We start from the raw sequence: 20,032 nt of genomic DNA, 5'->3' as shown, positions 1-20,032 counted from the left end.
GGGCCCCTAGTGTGCTGACATGCAGACGGTGCTGTTCACGCTCGGGCTGGTCCTGTTCTTGATCGGCCTGCTGACCGGGTTCGCGGTCGCGGCGCTGAAGAATCCACGCATGGCGCTGTCGAGCCACCTCGAGGCCGTCCTCAACGGCATGTTCCTCGTGCTGATCGGTCTGCTCTGGCCGCACCTGCACCTGCCCCACGCCTGGGGGGTTACGGCCGTCGCGCTGATCGTGTACGCCGCCTACTCGAACTGGCTCGCGACCCTGCTCGCGGCGGCGTGGGGCGCGGGCCGCAGGCTCGCGCCGATCGCGGCGGCCGACCACGAGGCCTCGGCGGCCAAGGAGTGGGTGGTCAGTTTCCTGTTGCTCTCACTGGCCGTGGCCGTCATCGCGGGCGTGATCATCGTCATCGTCGGGCTTCAAACGTGAACGACGAAGCGCGCGAGCGCTTGTCGGTGCGACGCCTCAACTGATCTGTGTGATCAGCGCGGCCATGTCGACGAGGTCCCACACCTCCGCGAATTTGCCCTCCTCTACGCGGTAGAGGGTGAATTCGGAAATGCTCACCCGCCGACCGGTCGCCTCGATTCCCTGGAACGTTCCCCGGTGGGTGCCGGTGACCTCGAAGTGCACCACGATGTTCTCCTCGTCGACGACGATGTGTCTCATCTCCCAGTGCCAGTCGGGGAACGCGGCGATCACGGGCGCGAATTGGTCGGTAACCGAGGCCGGATCCATGGGGACACCGTTGACCTTGATGGTGGGCGTGTAGAACGAGGCCATCGAATCGAAATCGTGCTCGTTGCAGTGTTCGAGATAGGACTTGTACAGGGATCGGTAGTCGTCAGGCTGCGTCACCGCACCATGATCCACTGCCGGCCGGTTCGGTGTACAGCCAGAACGCGCTCACCGATTACCGGTGGGCGAACTCGGCGAGCTTCGCATCGACCGCCGCGGCATCCGGTTCCGCGTACATCTTCGGATCGCGCTTTTTGACCCACAGCAGGAACGGGCAGCTGGCCGCGGGACCGTCCACCGGTCCCAGTTGTTCGATGTGCTTGCCGGTCCTGGCTTCGCGAAGCTCGATGTCGTACTGCACGGCGTAGTAATCGACGGTCACGTGTTCGCCGGCGTCGGTCTGGAAATTGCAGGTGAGTGCCTTCACCTCGGTTCCGGGTTTACGGGTAAGGCAGGCAACAACATTCGCCGACTGGAAGTCATCGGGGCTGACGTGGTAATCGGCACGGGGATCGAGCGCGAGTTGGCTCCAATGATCGGATGTCACTTGGCTCATCGGGTTCGGCCGCTCGTCCGGACCGAACGCCACGATCTTGTACGGCTTCCCGTACGTGGCGGCGTTGCTGATTGACCCGCGATCGCACACCACATCGAAGGCCGAGAGGGTCGTGGCTTTCTTGATTCCGCCGCGCCCGTCGAGACCGTCGCGGGCCACGTCGCGGATCACGAAAAAACCGACCAACGCCGCCGGTATGAGAACGACGAGCGCGGCGACCGTAAGCACAACGATCAGCACGACATTGGTCTTGCGCGGCGGGGGCGCCGGCGGCGGGTACGGCGGAGGCCATTGCCTGGGGTACTGCGGTGGTTGCGGTGGCCACTGCTGCGGATAACTCACGCTCACGCCCCCCACGTCATGGTGCGGTCAGCTTAGCAATCGGCACGATCGGGCACAGCTTGCCCACGACCGCCGCGACCGAAGGCACGCCGCGCGGGGCGGCCGTAGCGAAGAGTGGCTTCGAATTCGCCGGAAACGAGATATCAAAACGTGAAGCAGTACTACGGTTCAGGTCGGGGCCTGAAGCCAGCCGCAGCTTTGATTCTGGTGGTGAAGACATGTCATCGACAATGCCTACTCAGCGCGATGAACGGAATACGGTCGCATTTCACACGGCTGATGAGTATCGCGAAGGACGCGCCGGCGTCGAAGTGAGAAGACGCTCACAATGAAAGAGTCCATCGGCAAGACAATCAAACTCCTTGTGGCACCGGGGGTTACGTTGTGGGCAATCCTCAACGCCCCCACGGCCTGGGCCGGGCCGGGCGGCAACATCCCCGGCCCCGGGGTCTGCGACTATCCCGGTGTCGGCGGAAGTACTTTCGAGGCTGGGGCAACGACGTACTACTGCGATTTCCCCGTCGAGGAGAACAGCACCCACTGGCACTGCGAGTATGGCGGCTGGAACATGGGTGGCCCGGGTGGCAACTCCATCATCGGTGGAAGTTTCATGGGTTTCGGATTGACCATTCCGGCAGGCGATTTCGGGGGTGCTTCCGGTGGCTGTTCATGGCGCTGGCCGGATAACACGGTCGGCCCTGCCCCGAACCCACCGGGCGCGTGGAGAAACTACCTGGTGCCCAAGCCGCCACCGCCCGAACATCGGGCACAGCCGACTCCCCCGGGTGAGCCGGAGTCCGGACCAGCGCCAGTCGAGACTCCGAGTCTCGGCCAGGAGCCCGAGACGCCGGCCTACACCAACCCGGCATTTCCGAATCCCGGCAGGACGCAGAACCCGCCGAGTTGACGCGTGTCGCGGCCCTACCGGCGCCGCGGATCACCGGGACGGCAGGCGTCAGGCAATTCAGCCGGGGCGATGAGAACCAATGCCAGCGGCGAACCCGAAGACCCGGGTAGTGGCTGACTTGCCCTTCAGGGCATGTGATCCACGATCGGCTAGCCCCGGCGGTCGGGAAACCAAGGCGTCGGCGGTTTGCTGAGTCAGCAGGATCACGTCACCCGTGCTTTTGGTGAGCTGCTCGACGCGGGCCGCCACGTTGACGGCGTCACCGATGAGGGTGAACTCGAGTTTGCCTCCGCCGCCGATGGTTCCGGCGATCACCACACCGGTGTTGATGCCGATGCCGATGCGGAGCTCCCCGCCGAATCGCTCGGCGGCGAGGCTGCTGATCGACGCCGCGGCGCTCAGCGCGGCGTCGGCATGCATGGCAAGCTCGTTGGGAGCGCCGAAGACGGCCAGTGCGCCGTCGCCGAGAAACTTGTTCACGTGGCCGCCGGCCTCGACGACGACGGGCACGACGATCTCGAACAATGCGTTGAGATGGGCGACGGTCTCCTCGGCGGTGTGCGCCTCGGCGAACGGCGTGAAATCGCGAATGTCGACGAACATCACGCTCACTTCGCGACGCTCACCCGTGAACACGTCGTCGCCCTGCTCGAGCAGCCGTGCCGCCAAGGCCGGGTCGACGTAGCTCCCGAACGCGGCGTGAAGCCGTTGCCGCTCGGCCAGACCGGCCTGCATGCGGTTGAACGACCCCGCCAACGCGCCGAGGTCGTCGTCTTGGACCACTGGCAGGCGTCGCGAGTAGTCCCCGGCTGCAACGCGTTTGGTGCCTTCGGCAAGCTCCCGGATCGGCTGCAGGGAGGGCGCGAAGACGCTGATGACGGTGATCGGCACGGCGAGCCCCAGAGTCAGCACGCAAGCGATGCCCACCCACAACATGGGAGATTGCCGGGCCCGGTCGAACTCACCGGCGACCATCGCGCCCCCCATGGAGAAACCGAACGCGACCGCGAGGATGGCCAGGTTCGACCACGCGGCGAAGCTGGGGCGAGACCGGGGCAGGGAGTCACCGATCGCCGAGTCGCCGGCGATGGCGGCCCGAACCGGCCGCATCGGCCCTTCCGGCACGCTGTGCACGCCGACCAGGTGTGAAACGGCGCCGACGAGGCCACCCAGGACCGCATACTCGGCCAGCCGCGGTCCGGCCGCGCCGACAATCACCCCGACGGCGACCGACAGCACGGCGCCGCACGCGGTGACGACCGCCAACCCCCGGAGGACGGCACGGCGCGACCAGGTGTAGGTGGCCCGCAGTGCGCCCGCCGGATCCACCGCCTCACCGGCCGCCCATCGCTCGGCGAGCCGCCATGCGCCCCGGCCGGGCAACACGATTCCGTACGCCAACACCAACATGGTGACCGCAGTGGCGGCCACCGCTCCGGGGTAGCGATCCGATCTCTCGAAAGCCACCTGGGCACAAGACAAGAAGAGATATATCGGCGACGGCACCAGGATGGAGACCCCGAAGACCACCCACGAATACCGCGTGCCGAACCGGTCCCACGCCCACTGCACGAAGCGGTCCATGGCGCGAGATTAGACGCCGATGGCGGCCCCGCGACGAAAACGCCCCGGCCGGTGACCGGGGCGCGTCGGCTCTAGGGGCACATGAAGCTGATCGGCGGGCAATGCCTGATGGTGATCGCCTCGATCGGCGGGTTGTCGCCGTCCCAGATCGAGGTCGGCCGGCCCTGCATGGTGACGTTGCCCATCCCGTATTGGGTCGGGTACCAGGTGTGGCACACGTTCCAGTCCCAGTCGATGTACTGGTTCACGACGTAGGGCATCTGTTTCGGGTTGCCCGGGCACCAGCGGTGCGGTTCCATCGTATCCGCGTGCGCGGTGCCCACACCCCACCCGGTGAGCGCGGTACCCCCCGCGAGCAGTGCGGCCGCGATGAGACTCTTCGTCATGTGGGCAAGTGGCATGATGACCGTCCTCTCCTGGTGCCGTTCTCTGGCAACCAGTGCACTAGCCCCGCCTTGCTACCGATCCCAACAAGCCGAGTGCGGGGAATCAAGCCCCTGCGCTCAGTCGTCGTCCTCGACGATCGCGGCGACTTGTATCTCGACGCGCATCTGTGGACCCGCCAGCGCGGCGACGCCGAGGCACGTCCACAGCGGGGCGCGGTCACCCGTGCGGAGGCGGAGCTGTTCGACCATGGTGTCGAGGTGCTCACGACCGATCCGGCCGTTCGGATCCGGCAGGTGATACGAGTGCACGGTTACCACTTGCCGCCACGAGGCTCCCGCTGTCGCCAGCGTCCGCTCGACGTTGTCGAAGGCCTGAATGATTTCGTCACGCACTGACTCCGGATAACGCCGGTCGTCGTCCCACCCGCCCTGCCCGGCGGTCTCTACCCGGTCGCCATACCGGACGACCTGTGAGTAGTGAAAGTCCCGTAGCTGGCGCTCCCCGTAGCCGGGAGTGACCGAAAAGATGGGCTTGTCCATGAGTGCCATCTTCACGGCGTCTACTGTTCGGCGGAAGCGGTGAACCGAGTGAGAAGATCCGTCAGTCGTTCCGCCTCGCCCGGGCCCAACACCGATACCAGGCGCGCAGCCAGTGGCTCGGCCGCGCCGTGCGCGGCGTCGAAAACCTTCAACCCCTTCGGGGTGATCTCGACCGCTCGCACCCGGCGGTCGTTCGGGACGGATTTGCGGACGGCGAGCCCCTTGCGTTCGAGATCGTCCACGACGCGCATGATGCCCGCCTTGTCCGAACCCGTCGCCTCGACCAGGTCCCGTTGCTCCGTGGGCCCGCGGTTGACGAGGACGAGCAGCACGGCGAAATGTCGCAAATCGATGTCCAGGGGCCGAAGCGCCTCCGACATCACCGCGGCTGCGCGCCAGTGCGCCCGGCGCAGAAGCAAGCCGAGAGCGAATGGCGACGGATCGCCGGGGCGGTCGGTCGCACGCGCGGGGGTGGCATGCCCAGAAGCGTCACCGGTCATCGTGCGCGCATCCTTCATCCAATGCGAACACCGGACTCGGCCCGGATGGAATGTTCAACCTTGCGGGGACCGGCCGACTCGTCGTCGACGAATGTGACCGTCTCATCCAGCGGTGCCCGGCCCGTGCGCGCATACTTCACCGCCGGGTCCTCGAACCCGATCGACATGCCGCAGAACAGGATCAGTCCATCCGGCGGGGACAGGACCTCCGCGACTGTTTCGCGGACCTGCGACCACGCCATCTGTGGGCAGCTGTGCAACCCCTCCGCGCGTAGTAGCAGCATGATCGTCTGCAAATACATGCCGACATCGGCCCACTGGGCCACGCCAAGGTCGCGGTCGATGTAGCAGAACAGCGCGGCAGGGGCACCGAAACAGTTCCAGTTCGCGATGGCCGCCCTCTGGCGTGCCTCCCAATCCTCGCGCGCGATGCCGAGCGCGCTGTACCGCTCCTTGCCGAAGGCGGACCGGCGGTCGCTGTACGGCGACTTCATTGCGGGCGGGTACATCTGGTACTCCCGCTCGTCCCAGGGATCGCCGTGGGCGACGCGCTCGACGGCGCGCGTCTTGAGCTCGTCCAGCAGCGTTCCGGTCACCACGTACGAGTTCCACGGCTGGATGTTCGACCCCGAAGGCGACCATGCCGCAACGGACAGCACACGCTCCAGCACATCTCTCGGAACGGGCTGGTCGGTGAATCCGCGCACCGCCCGTCGGCTTGTGACTGCCTCGTATACGTCCATGGTCGCCTACCTACACTGGTTCCAATTTCCGTTTCAGATCATACTGTATCGATTGATACTATCTGCTCCGGGGCGATCGGACTAGCCTTCGGGAGGCCGCGGCGAGGCCAAAGCGAAGGCCCCCGTTCCGAAGGGGATACGGGGGCCTCGCTGATCTACCGACTAGTGGTGGTGATGGCCGTGGCCGTGGCCGTGGTCGTCGTGCTCGTCGGCGGGCTTGTCGACGATCGCCGTCTCGGTGGTGCAAGATGTACCACATGGCCAAACGTGCGCTCCTGGTGATCCGCTTGAGCCGGGTGACGCTCGAAACGACTTCCCCTGAACGCCAGCTCGCGGATTGCCAGCAGCTCTGTGCCCAGCGTGGCTACACGGTAGCCGGGACAGCCGAGGACTTGGACGTATCCGGGTCGGTCGACCCGTTCGACCGCAAGAAGCGGCCCAACCTGGCCCAGTGGCTACACGACCGCCGGGACGAGTTCGACGTGATCGTGGTCTACCGTGTCGACCGGCTCACCCGGTCGGTACGCCACCTTCAGCAGCTCGTGGCATGGGCAGAGGACCATGACAAGCTCGTCGTGTCAGCCACCGAGCCCCACTTCGACATGTCCACCCCCTTCGCAGCCGTGCTCATCGCCCTGCTCGGCACCGTGGCCCAGATGGAGCTGGAAGCGATCTCGGAGCGTAACCGCTCCGCTGCACAGCACAACATCAAGGCCGGCAAGTACCGAGGCAGCAAGCCACCGTGGGGCTACGTTCCCCAGCGGGACGATGAGGGGGTCTGGCGGCTCGTCCAGGACCCCGATCAGGTCCAGGTGATCCACGACGTGGTGGCCCGCGTACTCGACGGCGAGCCGATCCAGCGGATCGCCAACGACCTGACCAATAGAGGTATCCCGACGCCGAAGGATGCATTTGCGATGTCGCAGGGTCGGCCCTCCAAGGGCCTGGCTTGGAACATGACCACGCTCAAGCGGTCTTTGAAATCTGAGGCGATGCTCGGGCATGTCACGACAGCCGAGGGCAAGTCGGTGCGTGGCGACGACGGGTCTCCGCTGATCCGGGCAACCCCGATTCTTGAGCGAGAAGTGTTCGACAGGGTCCAGGTCGAGCTGACGGCTCGCGCCAGGACCGGGCAGCCGACGGAGCGCAGCACCTCGTTGCTGCTGCGGGTCGTCTACTGCGGTCTCCCCAAATGCGGCGAGCCCGCCTACCGCTACAGCGGAGGCTCCAGCGGCAAGGCTGCCCGGTACCGGTGCAGCACGCTTCCCAGGAGCAACACGGACCCGCGCATCGTCAACTGCGGCAATCGGACGTTCGCGGTGGCTGAGGCTGATCAACTGGTCGAAGGGATCATCCTGCGCCTGCTCGGGGAGTCCGAACGGCTTGAGCGAGTGTGGGATTCGGGCTCGGACCACTCCGCTGAGCTGGCCGAGTTAGATGCCACCCTAGCGGATCTCACCGACCAGCTCGGGCTTGGTGTTTTCACCAGGGGCACGCCACAGCGTGCTCGATTGGATGCCCGCATCGCGGCTCTGGCCGCTAGACAGGCTGAGCTGTCCGCTGAGGCTGTGAAGCCTGCGGGGTGGACCTGGAACGGCACCGGCCAGAGGTTCGCGGACTGGTGGGAGGCTCAGGACGTTACCGCTCGTAATGTCTGGCTCCGCTCGATGAACGTACGACTGACCTTCGACCGTGAGCGGTTCTATCTGGACCTCGGAAACCTGGAACAACTCACTGAGCAGATGATTGCCAAAGGTCCGGTGGCCGAGTGGCAAAAGACCTTTGCCACCATGCATGAGACCGGCATTGCCGGTGTCGAGGTCAACGGCCAGGACTATGTGATCCACTTCAAGAACGGGGAGACGGTTGCCACCACCGTCCTCACCGACGAGCAAGAAGCTGCGGCGGCAGAGTTCTACGGTTGGAAAGTTTGACACCTGAGATCGAACCCCAAACCATCGGAGACCAAGAGTTCCAGCTCGCAGCGCACAATATGGAGCGCCACTCGGCACCGTCGGCTCGGATCGCTTTTCGTTCGTCGTCGCGCGATCCGAAGGGGCGAATGGCAGTGATGTTCCTACGCGGCGCCCACAGGTAACGCATTGGCTTTCACGGTGTTAAGTATGTTGACGATGTTGTCGACGTCGGGCTCAGGGAACATCGACTCCGGCCCCGTGGCAGCGAGATCCGTGTACGGCGATTCGTACAGACGGGCTGGTTCCACGACCCCGTTGTTGGTGAGTTCATCGACGATGAGGTTGATGAAGTGAATCTGGTTGGCGCTGAAGGTGGTTCCGTCGAGGTAGTCGGTGAACGCTTCCAGCGCGGCTTGGTGGTCTAGGCCAACAAGCGAGCGGATAAATAGTCCCAGACCGTGGGATTCGTCTTTGGCCTGGTTGATGGTGTCCGTATCGCCTGCCCCGCTGTCTAGCAGCATCTGTTCAAGCGCCTGAAGGTCTTCAGGCGTCAGCGCCTTGTTACGGCGTAACCGCTGCAAGGCGACGTGGTCTGGGTGCTGCTTGAGGTAGGCGGCAGCTTTGGCGCGGAAGCGTTGCCAGTTCGTTCCCGGTGTGACGCCGGGAAGGTCCACTTCGGCCGACTCGGTGAGTTCGTCCTGAAACGACGTGTAGACATAGTTCTTCTCGGTCCTTGGTAGGAACTGCAGTAGCCCGCGCAGCCGGCGGCGGGCGACTTCAAGCATGGGCAGGGTGACGTCTACCCACCACTCGTCGCTGGCGACCTCGTCCAGCAGCTCCAGCTGGGTGACCACGGACGGGATCCCGGTCTGCCCAAGCAGGCCGGTCGCAATCTCTTGGACCTGCTCTCGGAGACGTTCGGCGGCCACCGCATCGCCTTGGAGCTGGGCCAGTTGGCGGCGCAGGATCAACAGGTCGAACCGCTTGGCGTCCTCGTCGTCATCCTTGAAGCTGGAGGGAAGCCCGGCGAGATGCTCGGAAACGTCACCAGCGGCCTCGATGGTCAAGGCGGACCAGGACGGCCATGCCGCATACGTCTCGATCAGCTTGCGGTGCGGCCGGACCAGGAAGTTGTCCAAGTTCATTCCGACGACGGTTTGGTGCAGGCTCCAGGCGATGTCGACACGCAGGCCGCGTTCGGTCTCGGTGCCTTGTCCCGCAGTCGGATCGGGTTCTTTGGGTGGACAAGTATGGTCTAGCGCGGTTATCAACCCGAGCCGGGTCTCGAATAGCCGCTGGTTCAGCGACTTCTGCAGCGAGCCTTCCGAGCCGGGGAGGTTCTGGCTGAAATACTCGAGGTTGCCGCAAAAGTCGAACACGTAGAAGTTGGTTTTGTCCTTGCCGGGGCCGAACAGGTCAGGCCGTAGCCGGGTACCGCGCCCGATCATCTGCCAGAACTTGGTTTTGGACCGCACGGGCTTGAAGAAGACCAGGTTGACCACTTCGGGCACGTCAATGCCGGTGTCGAGCATGTCCACCGAGATCGCTATGTGCGGTGCTTTCTCCGGGGTGGAGAAGTCGTCGATGAGGTTCTGGGCATACGACACCCCGTGGGTGATGACGCGGGCGAAAGACCCCGCGTATTCCGGGTATTGGATGTCGAACCGCTGCGCTACGAACTCGGCGTGGCGCTGGTTCTTGGCGAAGATGATGGTTTTGCCCAGCCGATCGCCGTCGCAGACCTTGTGCCCCTTGTCCATCAGGGTTGCCAGCACCTGGTCGACGGTGTCCTCGTTGAACAGGAACCGGTTGATCTCATCGGAGAACACTTCATCGGGCGGGCCGTTCTCACCCCATTCCAGGGTGTCCCACTCGTCCTTCTCCTCCTCGGACAGATCGGCGTACTTGATGCCCTGGCGTAGGAACTTCGTCCCGACCGAGACCCCGACTGCGGGGACAAGGAAGCCTTCGTTGACCGCGTCCTGAAGGCTGTAGGCATCGGTGGGCACCCCGTCCTCAAGATGGAACAGCCGGTAAGTGTTGTGGTCGACCTCGTCTTTCGGGGTCGCCGTCAGCCCAACCAGCAGCGAGTCGAACCACGAGAAGATCGCCCGGTACTTCTGATACACCGACCGGTGAGCCTCGTCGATGACCACCAGGTCGAAGTAGCCCGGACCGAAAACCCGCGTGCCAGAATCACTGTCGTTTATCAAGTTCATCATCGTCGGGTAGGTGCATACGTATACACGGCCATCAGCAACCTTTTCGGTGAGCAGGTTCACCGTTGTGGCATCAGGGAGATGAGCCTTGAAGGCGTTGGTGGCTTGCACCACCAAAGCGGTGCGGTCAGCCAGGAACAGCACCCGCTTGACCCACCCGGCCTGCATCAACTGCTTTACCAACGCGATCACGGTACGGGTCTTACCTGCCCCGGTGGCCATCACCAGCAGGGCCTGACGCTGCTTTGACGTAAACGCCTCATCAATCGCCCGAATCGCATGGTGCTGGTAGTGGCGCTCAACAATCGCCGAGTCGATCACAGTTTCCGCCAACGGCTTTCGGCTGTGACGGCGATGGATCAGTAGTTCCAGCTCATTGCTGGTGTAGAAGCCCTGGACCTCACGCGGCGGATACCCGCCAGCGTCGTCCCACAACCAGTGTTCGTAGCCGTTGGTGTAGAAGATCACCGGACGACGGCCGTACATGGACTCCAGGCAGTCGGCGTACAGCTTGGCCTGCTGCTGCCCCAACTGTGGACTTTTGGTCGTCCGCTTGGCCTCCACGAGTGCTAGCGGTAGACCGTCACCGCCCCACAGGACGTAATCGACGAATCCGATGCCGTCAGGGGTTGGCATGCCACTGACCGGGAACTCCCGGTCCTTCTCGTCGGCCAGGGGCCAGCCTGCCTCAGCCAGCAGCACATCAATGAACCGGTCCCGGGTCTCGGCTTCGGAGTAATCACGATCATCCACGGCCTGGTTAGCGGCCTGCGCCTTCGTGATCTGCTCACGCAGCTCGGCGATCTCGGCATCCTTGGCTGCCGCCAGCTCGTCCTTCTCCGCGAGCGCATTGGCGTGGGCTTCGTCTTGCTCCTGAAACTTCTTGGCGAGCTGAGCAACTTCCTCGCGGGTCAGGGGGGCAGCCTTCTTCGACGGCGCAGGATCAAAGACCGCCTTCAGCGGCACTGCCTGCGGATTGGCCGAATAGTGGAAGGCAGCCCACACCATCACATGGTGTAACTCCCGCAGCGCATCCAAAGCCGCCCGAGGCGGGATCGGCTTCTGGTCGTGCACTGCATGGTTACCCAGCTTGCGGATTAGGTTCAGCTTCGCCGCAATGCCCATCCCCGTCTTGGCCTTGAACTTCGGATCGTTGATCCGAGCCGAGAGATCATCCTGATACGGAATCGGCAGTCGTAGAACGTCATACAGGTAATCGACGAGGTGCTCGGCCGCCCGACGGCTGTAGAAACACGCCGAGCGTGGATCACTGATGCAGTAGTTCTCGGCACGGACGCAATCGCTTTGCATCTCGGCCCAATCGACCATCCCAAGGAATACGAAGTTGGACATTGTGGACTCGATCCTCACAGCTGCCCTGAAAATGCACGGCCTTGAAGCGACCGGACAAGATCGTCCCCGTGGGCTAATGCTTCCGTCTGCCGCTCCCGCAACGTGTCGATTTCCTTCGCAATCTCAACGAACCGCCCCTGAGAACTCAGAGGGGGAACGTGAATCCGAATCGAGGCGAAGTTTGATTTGCTCACTAGGCCTTTCATGCCACCTGTCGACTGCTGCCTAACAAGTCGAGGGGCTACCTTCAACTGCTCCAGCAGGAACCGGCCATTGACAGTCGGTCCGGGAACTGCAGCATTGATCTGCTGATTAAATGCCACCTCACGGTCGACCAGCGACGCTTTTCCAATGCTGTTCGGGCTACCCGCGATACATGTCACAAGTACAGATCCCGCTGGCACGATTCTTGCCTTGTTCCTCCCGATGGCTGTGAGGTGCTCTTCGGAGCGAGTCGCGATAGTGCCGCCAAGGTTGTCGGATTTTATCCACTCGATTCCATCACCGTAGTTCGCGGGGTCTGAACGACTCGGTGTGTTGCCTGTGATCACATCGCAGACCGCACCGAGGGGTCGTGAATCGTCACCTGTCTTCATCGGGTCACCGAACATTTGAAAGAAGGTGGACTGTGCGAGGTGTTCGAGGTGGTTAAGCACTTGCCGACGTCTGACCCTAATGCCGTCGGCAAGGTCGAGGGTCACGGCGATCCGCCGCTGCTCATCCAGCGGCGGCAGCGAGATCTCTAGCTGCAGGAGCGATTCGCGACTCACTGTCGCCTGGTTGACCCACTGACGACACATTGAGCGAAAGAGTCCTGCTTGGTACTTCCATTGAAGCCAACGCCAAAGGTATGCCGGGATGAGCGCTTCCCTGTCCACTCGGAGGCGAATGAAGTGGTTACTAAACACTGCCTTTTCATCGAGTTCAGGGATCAGCACGGACTTTCCAACGTTATCGGGGCTGTTCGTGGCGTTAAAGAGGACATCGTCCTGCGCCACAAAGAAAGTCGAAATCTTCTTGTGGGCGTCCAGTGGGACACGTCGCCGCACCGAAAGGTCCAGGGAAGACGCCTTGGTGATGTTGTTCATCCGGAACTGGAAGACGCCATCGGTCTCCTCGCGACCGCAGGCGAATCCAGGCTGGGCGTCGACAAGTAGTTCCCCGAGCAGGGTCACGAGAGCATTGCCTTCAGGTCGGTGAGGCCCTGCTGAATCTCGCCCTCCAGCTTTTCGATGTCAGCGATGATCTCAAGCGGTGCTGGGTGTTCTACGTCGTCGTGGACGAGTTCTCTGTAGCGGTTGAGCGACAGCTCGTAACCCTGGGCGACGATGTCGGCCTTGGGCACGCAGAAGGACTGGTCGGTGCGCGCCCGATCCCGCTCCGTGGTGGTGTGCTGATTCCAGCGGGCCAGAACGTCAGGCAGGTCGTTGGTCTCGATGGGAGTGCGTTTGTCGTCGAGGGAGAATCCATCGGCCTGCACATCGTAGAACCAGACGTCATCGGTGCCACCGGAGTTGGTCTTGGTGAATAACAGGATGGCGGTGGAGACCCCGGCGTAGGGCCGGAAGACCCCTGAGGGCAGTTTCACAACAGCATCGAGCTTCTGATCCTCGACCAGGATGCGCCGGATCGCCTTGTGAGCCGTCGAGGACCCGAACAGGACACCATCCGGAACGATTACAGCTGCGCGACCACCAGGCTTCAGCAGCTTGAGAAACAGTGCGAGGAAGAGCAGCTCAGTCTTCTTAGTCTTTACCACCCGCTGCAAGTCTTTGGAGGTCGCCTCGTAGTCGAGGCTTCCGGCGAAGGGAGGGTTGGCCAGGATCAGGGTGTACTTGTCTGTGTCGCCGCTGGCTCCTTCGGATAGGGAGTCCCGGTAGCGGATGTCGGGAGCCTCAACGCCGTGCAGCAGCATGTTCATGCTGCCGATGCGGAGCATCGTGCCGTCGAAGTCGTAGCCGTGGAACATGCTGTGGTGGAAGTGGCGGCGCTCGGCGGCGCCGGTCAGAACCTCGGGATGCTGCTCGCGCATGTACTGGGCGGCGGCCACCAGAAAGCCTGCGGTGCCGCAGGCGGGGTCGCAGATCTCGTCAGCCGGTTGCGGGGCAACCATTTCGACCATCAGCTTGATGATGTGGCGCGGCGTACGGAACTGGCCGTTGACACCGGCGGTGGCGATCTTGGCCAGCAAGTACTCATACAGGTCGCCGGTGGTGTCCCGGTCGGCCATCGGGATGTCGTCGAGCATGTCCACCACTCGCGACAACAGCTGTGGGGTTGGGATCGTGAACCGTGCACCTTCCATGTGCTCGCCGTAGTTCGACCCATCGCCGCCGAGGGTCCGAAGGAAGGGGAACACCTTCTCGCCCACTGTCTTGAACATCAAGGCCGGTTCGTCGTGCTTGAACACTGACCAACGCAGATTCTGTTGGTCTGGGCCAAAAATGATGCCCTCTGCTTTCCCGATGCGATTGGCCTTCTTTTCGGCGAGGATGTTGAGATCGTCGAGCCGGCGGATGAAGAGCAGGTAAGTGATCTGCTCGATGACTTCCAGAGGGTTGGAGATGCCTCCCGACCAGAAGGCGTCCCAGACGCGGTCAACCTTGCTTCTCAACTCGCCGGTGATCACGGAAGTACCCCCTTTGCACGTACGGACCGAACCGAACTTTATACAGCCCACGACTGACATCTGCTGACTTTCCGGCGCAGACGCCAGGAGGAAGAGCGGGCGGTCCTGGTAGTCGTGGAACGCCAAGCGGCGACCTGATCAGAGTTAGTCGCTGTCATCATCCGCAACTGGCGGCTAAGCCGACCATCGAAGGCGCCGTTGCCTTTCCGATGTGACGAGGTCATGCAGCGTAGTTGTAGACCGTCTGGCGGCTCACACCGAGCTCTTTGGCCAGTGCGGTAACGGACTCCCCCGCTGCCAGACGAACACGAAGAGCGTCGGCCTGCTCATCGGTGAGGGCCGCTTTCCGGCCCTTGTATTTGCCCGCAGCCTTGGCGAGGGCGATTCCTTCCCGCTGGCGCTCCAAGATCATCGACCGTTCGAACGCTGCGACCGCTCCGAGCATCGACAGCAGGAGCGTGCTCATCGCCGAATCATCACCGGCGAACGTCAGGTTCTCCTTGACGAACTCGACCTTGACGCCCTGGCCGGTAAGTTCACGGACCAGCCGTAGCAGGTCTTCCAGGTTGCGGGCTAGACGGTCCATCGAGTGGACCACGAGAGTGTCACCGTCCCGCACGTACTCCAGCGCCCGTGCGAGTTCAGGACGATTGGCGTCCTTCCCGCTGGCCTTATCGGTGAACACCTTGTCCAGCTCGGCACCATCAAGCTGACGATCTGTGTTCTGATCGACGGTGCTGACTCGCCGGTATCCGACACGCTGACCCACGTGCTGCGCTCCTCTGCTCTCGATGATTGTCAATCTGGACTCTAAGATATGGGTGGACGGCCTGTCAAACATTGTGTAATGGGCTTTAGTTGGACACTCTGCGGCAGTTCCGTCAGTGTCCAGTATGAGTGCACCCCAGATAGGCATTCGGCGGTCAGCGTGGTCGCTAGAGGCCAGCAGGGCAAGATGCCGCGTCGGCGGCAAACAGAGGATGCCCAAGTTGGTGTCGCAGCGGGTAAAACGGATTCGTGACATTTCGACGCACGCTAGAACCCGAAGCGCCGGGAGTTCACCTACCGCATGGGCAAGCAAGGGGCATCCGCGTTCCTGCTGCTCCGCGCTGGTCACCTCGCAGCACCCCGCACCATGATCGACCAAACCACGCAGGACACATAGCATGACCGAGCAACCTGAGCTCGATGAGCAGGACATCAGCCTGCTCAGCGGAGAGTCCGGCAAGGAGCCGCTCGGTGCGTTGGGCGCGTTCGCGCTGCGGTGTATGCACAAAGGCTGGGGCATGCCCGAGTTCGAGGCTGCCGCTGAGGGCAGCCGGATCATCGAGTCCCTTTGCACGGACGGCAACCGCTACCGGCCCCAGCGGGCCGGCGCAAAGCTCTCCAGCGCGTGGCAGTGGGCCGAGAAGACGTTCTCACCCACGTTCGAGATCAAGCACCAGACCGCCCCGGCTAACCTCCGTAGGGAGGTCATCAAGTCTGGTCTGGTGGACGGAGACGACAAAGCCGTGTTGCTCGGTCTCATCGCGAAGGCCGAGCGAGACGGGCACAACCCGGTGATCGGCCCTTGCCGCGCGGTGGCCGATCTGATCGACATCGGTCACATGCGGGTCAACCGGGCGATGCAGCGGCTCGCTGCCGCTGCCTCTCCCGACTTCCCTGTCCGCGACGTAGCCGAGCACCGGCTACGGAGCGGGGCGAACAAAGGTAGCAAGACACGGCTATGGACGCTCAACTTCGGGTGGCGTGCGACCCGTGCCCAGGGGGATAGGGGGGATATACCTGTATCGCATCGGGTGACTAAGCTGACCAGGGAAGATAGGCTAAGTTACTTTAAATTGTGTATTGGTAACTTACCTCTCGGGGAGTTCCTGACTACCCGCGAGATAGCCCGTCTCGCGGGCGTCCCGTACGACAACAAAGCCCGCGACGCGCTGAAACTGCTCCACGAGCACGGCGAAGTGGACAGGATCAACGGGTTCACCAGCACGGGCACCAAGTCCTACCGCTGGGGTCGGTATCCCACAGCGGCCGAAGAAGAGGCAAAGGCGCAGCGCATCGGCACTCTCGAAGATCGCATGGCAGCTGCGAAGGCCAGGGAGGCCGGCGAGTCCGAGTGCCCTTTCCCTACGGGCCTCGGCAGACACGAGCGACCGTGCGGCGAGGCCGCGCCGCCGGGGAATTGGTACTGCCCGGAGCATCAAGAGGCGATGGACCACTATCGGGAGAATAAGGACGCGATCTGGCGTGAGCTGCGCTCGATGAAGCCGCCGCCCCCAGGGCGGTACCCCCGATTCGTGTACCCGGACAACGGATTCGCCGATCCGTTTGAGGGGGCTCCGCTGGACGACAAAGGCCCCGCGTAGGGCCTCTCGCATCAGGGCCGGGTCAATTCATCTCAGGGCGTGCAGGGCGCACAGGGGCAGCGGGGCAGGCAGGCTGCCTGCTCGCCTCGCTGGGCGTCGGGCTCCCTCGGAGGCAGCGGGCCCTACGGGTGGTTCGCGTAGGGGCTCGCCACAGGGCAGGTACGCATGTTGGCGGGGCGGGTCACACGGCGCGGGTACCCCAGGGGGCATACCCTGCCCCCGGGCACCCCGACCGGTCGGTAATGCGGCAGCCCGATCGTGTACGGGTTTCAGGGTCGCGAAGCCCATTTTCGACCACCCAGCGGAGACGCCGGATCACCTCAAGGACTCGACTCTGTCGACCGCTGCCTCAAGCCCGGGATAGGTATAGAAATCCTCGTCTTCGTCGGTCTGGTCGCGTACACGCTCAAGGAACGCCCGAAACGCGGTCACTCGCGTCGGACCCAGATGCGCGGTAGCCTCGCACAGATCCACCGCGGTATCCGGCATCGACCCGGCGTTCCAACACTGGTCGTTGCTCGACCAGGCCTGCAACGCTTCATCTAGCTCTCCTAGCGTAAGAAATGGCGCCATCCTCACCAGAAGTTGCCCGAGCCGCTCGCCGAATCGATAGCCGCGACCATCCCGCAACAACCCGATGACCGCGGGGACGAAGTAACGTTCGGGCCGCGCTTCGATCACACTCGCCTGATGGTGTGGTGGTAGGCCGGCGAATTGATCCACCAAAGCAGGCAGGCGTTGACGTGCTGACTCCACTGCGACTAGCGAAAGGACCGACGACACGGTCTCTCCGAGAGAAGGCTCGGTACGTATGCTCGGAATTGGCTCTCCCACAAGCGCGTTCAGGTGGTCGGTTAGAGGCACATCGGTTAAGTCCCAAAAGTAGTCTTGATCGCCAAGCCGTCCCAGCACCCGCCTTTGCAAGTTTGGACCACGCTGGCGGAACTGGTCGCGCAGGCTGACCATGGCGTCGCGGACCAGGCCGCGGTCGCGTAGCGCGAAGGCTGACAACACAACCGCCGAACGGTCCGCATACAACTTGGCATCCAGCCGGCCGTCCGGATCGAGTTCGAAGACTGCGTGTTTCGCCGCGATAATGATGATATTCCGACGAGTCGCCGCGCGGACACGATCAAAATACGTGCTTTGAATGTGATTGACCGTCGGAACGAAGGACTGTGCACATGTGAAGTTGCGGTAGAGGTCGATGATTTTGCGGCCCTGCGTCGGCCGATGAATCAGCACCGTATCCAACGCCACCCACAGATGCGCGCGTGCAACTTCGGGTGAGGGCGTGTAGGTCTCGTTGTAGGGACGTAGTGAAGGATGCACACACAGGTTGCGGTCTTCTCGAATCCGTTCTAGCGCACGCTGGTCAATTGAATCGATGATCTCCAGTTCTAACGCCGTCCCTACCAGGGAGGCTTCGATGCCCTGCATAGAACGCACGCCGTCGGCCGTTAGCCCCCGCTGTTGGGTGCGGTCCAACTGCTCACGAACATCTCGGGCGCGAGGCTCCCCGTCATCGGCCAGATACCCGACTTTCGCGATGAGGTCGGCGGTGACCGCTGTCCACGTCGCGGCAATACTCGCCCGCATTGCACCTGCGTTATAACAGCGCCACGCTTCGTCCGCGAGGGGACGGGTGCCAGGGTTCCACACCTGCGTGAGCAGGCTTTCGATCTCTGTCAACGACGGACACCCTCCCGAATCGAGCCCAACTTACCCCGCCGAGAGGTCACAACAGCGCTTCGCCGGATATTCGAACTTCATGTGGGATCAGGTGGCGTAGATCGCATGGTGAGGTGAGCCGACGGCGCACGGTGCTTCGCCTACCTTGCATTCCCGGTGAAAGCCTGTTTGACGCACCGATCAGAAGGCCGAGCCGTATCCAAGGCGTTTTCGAAACTCAAGGACGTCGCTGTACCCCGGCGGCTTGATCGTCGGAGTCCTAATCGGCTTCGCAAATGGATCTTGCTTGGCTGTGTACCGCTCGCACCATCGCAGCCACTCGACCGCCGCGGACCGCTCTTCCACCTCCGTGATGCTCGCAACGCGATGGGTCATTGCTCCGAGATACTGGCGCAACCTGTCGACAAGCTCCCACGCATTCAGATCGGCGATTAGCTGATCGGCCAGAGCCTGTTGCGTGTAGGCGGCGCGGGCAAGCTCATCCTCTTGCGCCCTGCGCTCCTGCGCCGCAAGTTGGCGTTGTCGCTCGGCTTCTTTGCGCTCGGCGTCAACGGCCGCCCACCGTTCATACAGCGGCATAACGTCACAGAGCCGCGACTCCAACTTGAGCACACCCTTATCTGCCCATCTAACCTTGTCGCTGTAGCCGCTGTCCGTCGCCATCGTGAGATGCAGCCTGCCGGACTTCACGTAATCGTGTGACGGAATGCGATACCACGTGTCCCGCTTGGTCTTTTCGACTTCTTTAGCAGTGGCGACGTGTGCCACTCGGTCCTGCGGTTCCGTGATCGATAACGCGCACCGTATGCCGCCGACTTCGAACACCAGGCAACCGACAATGCCGCCGGTCTGCTCGCCATAGCCATATTGGTGTGGCCGCTTCGATGCCCGCACGCTGTGCCCGCGGGCTCTGGCTTCCAGGGCGAGCGACTGCAAAATCCTCAGTGCTCGCGGCCGCATTGATGCGCTGATGTGGTCCAGACGTCTCTCGGCTCTGATATCGGCAACCGCCGGGTGCCATTTGGAGATCCGTTCGGGCAGAGGACCGCTGCGCCAATCGCCGGCCGCGCCCGACAGCCGCAGAACAACGGTGCCGGGCTTTAGCCATTCGTGCAGGATGACCTGCTGGCCATCAGGCGCCATCAGCCGACGGTTGATGATTGACACTAGGTGCCGGTAATTTGTTTGGTCGTCCGGCAAGTTTCGCTCAAGTAGTCCGCCCGCATTGACGATGTCGTTCACGAGGCGGTGTGTTGGCTTCGGGCGAGCGGGCGCCGCCGTTTTCGGCCGCTCCGCTGGCGCGGTGCCGCGCGAATCCGGGCTCGCTGCACGCGGAGGACGTACTCGGTGGAGTCGGTGACCCACGGGGTAGTGGCCGTTCGCCAAATAGTGTGTTCCGGCGGGAGTGACAGTAGCCGTCCACACGCCTCCCCGCTTCGCCACCAACACGAGCCCTCGCCATTCCAAGGCTGTGGCGGTCGTCTTGAAAATGGAGTTCGTCCAGCGCCCGCCCGGGCATCCCTCGCTGACCCAGCGAAGAACCTCAACCTGACGGGCATT

General features: G+C 63.1%; 18 protein-coding genes. 4 read left to right on the top strand and 14 right to left on the bottom strand.

What is annotated here, in order from left to right; translation table 11 throughout:
• The first annotated feature begins 19 nt into the window (after positions 1 to 19).
• Entirely contained in the window at positions 20 to 427 is a 408-nt protein-coding gene (locus A5704_RS08630; RefSeq protein ID WP_067778589.1) for a hydrogenase, read from the top strand.
• A 36-nt stretch (positions 428 to 463) separates the two neighbouring features.
• On the opposite strand, the gene A5704_RS08625 is transcribed toward A5704_RS08630, so the two are convergent.
• From A5704_RS08625 to A5704_RS28280, 3 genes are all read right to left on the bottom strand, one after another.
• Positions 464 to 856 (bottom strand): ester cyclase, encoded by a 393-nt coding sequence (locus A5704_RS08625; RefSeq protein ID WP_197498861.1) that lies wholly within the window; start codon positions 854 to 856, stop codon positions 464 to 466.
• A 55-nt stretch (positions 857 to 911) separates the two neighbouring features.
• Complete coding sequence (locus tag A5704_RS08620; RefSeq protein WP_231968940.1) at positions 912 to 1,532, bottom strand: hypothetical protein; 621 nt, start codon at positions 1,530 to 1,532, stop codon at positions 912 to 914.
• 118 nt (positions 1,533 to 1,650) lie between these two features.
• Positions 1,651 to 1,854: a hypothetical protein gene (locus A5704_RS28280; RefSeq protein WP_156675714.1), complete on the bottom strand. Its 204-nt coding sequence runs from the start codon at positions 1,852 to 1,854 to the stop codon at positions 1,651 to 1,653.
• A 108-nt stretch (positions 1,855 to 1,962) separates the two neighbouring features.
• Here A5704_RS28280 and A5704_RS28275 point away from each other — a divergent pair, with 108 nt between their 5' ends.
• Positions 1,963 to 2,541, top strand: coding sequence for a hypothetical protein (locus tag A5704_RS28275; protein ID WP_156675713.1), 579 nt, complete (start codon positions 1,963 to 1,965; stop codon positions 2,539 to 2,541).
• A 57-nt stretch (positions 2,542 to 2,598) separates the two neighbouring features.
• On the opposite strand, the gene A5704_RS08615 is transcribed toward A5704_RS28275, so the two are convergent.
• The 5 genes from A5704_RS08615 to A5704_RS08595 all read right to left on the bottom strand — a co-directional run bounded on the left by A5704_RS08615 (position 2,599) and on the right by A5704_RS08595 (position 6,294).
• A complete protein-coding gene (locus tag A5704_RS08615; RefSeq protein ID WP_067778584.1) occupies positions 2,599 to 4,125 on the bottom strand; it encodes an adenylate/guanylate cyclase domain-containing protein in 1,527 nt (508 codons plus the stop codon).
• A 71-nt stretch (positions 4,126 to 4,196) separates the two neighbouring features.
• The gene (locus tag A5704_RS08610; RefSeq protein WP_067754511.1) at positions 4,197 to 4,511 is read right to left on the bottom strand and encodes a hypothetical protein; all 315 of its coding nucleotides are present in this window, start codon (positions 4,509 to 4,511) and stop codon (positions 4,197 to 4,199) included.
• Positions 4,512 to 4,628: 117 nt separating this feature from the next.
• Complete coding sequence (locus A5704_RS08605) at positions 4,629 to 5,051, bottom strand: Rid family hydrolase (RefSeq protein WP_067754625.1); 423 nt, start codon at positions 5,049 to 5,051, stop codon at positions 4,629 to 4,631.
• Between the two features lie 20 nt (positions 5,052 to 5,071).
• The gene (locus A5704_RS08600) at positions 5,072 to 5,551 is read right to left on the bottom strand and encodes a MarR family winged helix-turn-helix transcriptional regulator (RefSeq protein ID WP_067778597.1); all 480 of its coding nucleotides are present in this window, start codon (positions 5,549 to 5,551) and stop codon (positions 5,072 to 5,074) included.
• Positions 5,552 to 5,565: 14 nt separating this feature from the next.
• Complete coding sequence (locus tag A5704_RS08595; RefSeq protein ID WP_082954809.1) at positions 5,566 to 6,294, bottom strand: nitroreductase; 729 nt, start codon at positions 6,292 to 6,294, stop codon at positions 5,566 to 5,568.
• A gap of 248 nt (positions 6,295 to 6,542) precedes the next feature.
• Here A5704_RS08595 and A5704_RS08590 point away from each other — a divergent pair, with 248 nt between their 5' ends.
• Positions 6,543 to 8,228, top strand: a complete 1,686-nt coding sequence (locus A5704_RS08590) for a recombinase family protein (RefSeq protein WP_082954808.1) — start codon at positions 6,543 to 6,545, stop codon at positions 8,226 to 8,228.
• A 143-nt stretch (positions 8,229 to 8,371) separates the two neighbouring features.
• Here the strand turns inward: A5704_RS08590 and A5704_RS08585 are convergent, their stop codons facing one another.
• The 4 genes from A5704_RS08585 to A5704_RS08570 all read right to left on the bottom strand — a co-directional run bounded on the left by A5704_RS08585 (position 8,372) and on the right by A5704_RS08570 (position 15,180).
• Positions 8,372 to 11,782: a DEAD/DEAH box helicase family protein gene (locus tag A5704_RS08585; RefSeq protein ID WP_067888484.1), complete on the bottom strand. Its 3,411-nt coding sequence runs from the start codon at positions 11,780 to 11,782 to the stop codon at positions 8,372 to 8,374.
• A gap of 14 nt (positions 11,783 to 11,796) precedes the next feature.
• Positions 11,797 to 12,957 carry a restriction endonuclease subunit S gene (locus tag A5704_RS08580; protein WP_067888481.1) on the bottom strand — a complete coding sequence of 387 codons (1,161 nt, stop codon included), beginning with the start codon at positions 12,955 to 12,957 and terminating at the stop codon, positions 11,797 to 11,799.
• On the bottom strand, positions 12,954 to 14,411 hold the full coding sequence (locus tag A5704_RS08575) for a class I SAM-dependent DNA methyltransferase (protein WP_067888478.1): 1,458 nt from the start codon (positions 14,409 to 14,411) through the stop codon (positions 12,954 to 12,956). Before A5704_RS08575 ends, A5704_RS08580 begins: the two co-directional genes overlap by 4 nt.
• 220 nt (positions 14,412 to 14,631) lie before the next feature.
• A complete protein-coding gene (locus A5704_RS08570) occupies positions 14,632 to 15,180 on the bottom strand; it encodes a recombinase family protein (protein WP_067888475.1) in 549 nt (182 codons plus the stop codon).
• A gap of 397 nt (positions 15,181 to 15,577) precedes the next feature.
• On the opposite strand from A5704_RS08570, the gene A5704_RS08565 reads away from it, so the two are divergent.
• Positions 15,578 to 16,780: a hypothetical protein gene (locus A5704_RS08565; protein WP_067888472.1), complete on the top strand. Its 1,203-nt coding sequence runs from the start codon at positions 15,578 to 15,580 to the stop codon at positions 16,778 to 16,780.
• Positions 16,781 to 17,095: 315 nt separating this feature from the next.
• Here the strand turns inward: A5704_RS08565 and A5704_RS08560 are convergent, their stop codons facing one another.
• Together A5704_RS08560 and A5704_RS08555 are read right to left on the bottom strand one after the other, a co-directional pair.
• Positions 17,096 to 18,472, bottom strand: a complete 1,377-nt coding sequence (locus A5704_RS08560) for a hypothetical protein (RefSeq protein ID WP_067888469.1) — start codon at positions 18,470 to 18,472, stop codon at positions 17,096 to 17,098.
• Between the two features lie 180 nt (positions 18,473 to 18,652).
• Entirely contained in the window at positions 18,653 to 19,714 is a 1,062-nt protein-coding gene (locus A5704_RS08555) for a hypothetical protein (protein ID WP_231968939.1), read from the bottom strand.
• Positions 19,715 to 20,032: the final 318 nt, after the last annotated feature.

Source organism: Mycobacterium sp. E735 (assembly GCF_001666955.1).
GTDB lineage: Bacteria > Actinomycetota > Actinomycetes > Mycobacteriales > Mycobacteriaceae > Mycobacterium.
The sequence above is the reverse complement of the archived record's forward strand: the minus strand, read 5'-3'. Positions and strand labels throughout refer to the sequence as shown.